We start from the raw sequence: 1,063 nt of genomic DNA, 5'->3' as shown, positions 1-1,063 counted from the left end.
GGCTACGACACGCCCGCCGACCTCACCGGCTCGTACACCACTTCCCTGGACGCAACTCCGACGAGGCCACCGAGCTATTTGGATCTACTACAAAATTGGCGACATCCCCGACGACTACAGCCTGCGGCCCATCGAGGGCTACACGACTGACGGCGCGATCTTTGACCTGCGTGACGGCACAACGCGAATGGTGTATGCGGCCAAGAAGCAATAACCCGCTCACCGACGGTCGATGCTGGTCAGGAACGCCCCCTGAACAGTGTTGCTGAGCTGGGCGATGTCCTCAGTCAAAGTTGCTTGGTGGTCGATCTTGACGAAGATGCCGTGCTCAACAAGGAGTCCCTTCGTGCCACCGCTCATGTAGGTGCTGAATTGGGCCCAGACACGTTGTTGGTCGCCAAGGGTGATGTGTCCACTGCACCGCACCGCCGTGACTCCAGGGATCAGCGAGGCTATCGGCGTGGAGACGATGATGTCATCAGCGCCAAGGGTGCGCAACGTGCAATCAGCGTTGTGCCGCACGACTTCCTCCGGCGGTTCACCGGTGAATTCGAAGACGCTGATCGTCTCGCACGCGTCCCAGCCTGCGAAGGGATCGTGGCGGTGAACCGCGGTGCGGGTGGGTTGAACGGGGCTGTTTTCGGCGCGGCCGATCTGCCAACCGGTAGGACTAGGTAGTGCGGCCAGCCACCCTGGCGAGTGGTCTGGGCCGATGAGTGTCAGGTCGGCGACGTAACGACCGATCGCGTCAACAACTGATTCCACCGCCGGGGGGTGGCTGTCGGCAGGTGGGTCGGTTGGTATCAATTCTGTTGGAAGACCAAGGCAAGCCAAGCCAGCAGACTCGCGACCCCGGTTATCCCAACCGCTCCGCCCTCCTTCGCGGCGTCCTCATGTGAGATCGGCGGCAAACTGATGATTGGCCCGCTGGGTGGTGTATACGTCGGACCGGCCGCAGCGGGCAAGTCTGGCTGGTCGAGCGGGGCGAATAACGGAGGCTCGCTGGGATGAACATCAAAACCCGGCGGTGACGGGTTCTGCAGCCACGGGGGCAGCGGCGGAT

Annotated in this window: 1 protein-coding gene and 1 pseudogene; one reads left to right on the top strand and one right to left on the bottom strand. The window is 62.4% G+C overall.

What is annotated here, in order from left to right; genetic code table 11:
- Positions 1-214, top strand: a pseudogene (locus F6Q13_RS16495) (hypothetical protein); the annotation flags it as partial.
- Positions 215-219: 5 nt separating this feature from the next.
- Here F6Q13_RS16495 and F6Q13_RS16490 read toward each other — a convergent pair.
- Positions 220-765 carry a hypothetical protein gene (locus F6Q13_RS16490; protein ID WP_293058818.1) on the bottom strand — a complete coding sequence of 182 codons (546 nt, stop codon included), beginning with the start codon at positions 763-765 and terminating at the stop codon, positions 220-222.
- Positions 766-1,063: the final 298 nt, after the last annotated feature.

It is taken from the genome of Mycobacterium sp. (assembly GCF_008709575.1).
In the GTDB taxonomy this organism is placed as follows: domain Bacteria; phylum Actinomycetota; class Actinomycetes; order Mycobacteriales; family Mycobacteriaceae; genus Mycobacterium.
The sequence above is the reverse complement of the archived record's forward strand: the minus strand, read 5'-3'. Positions and strand labels throughout refer to the sequence as shown.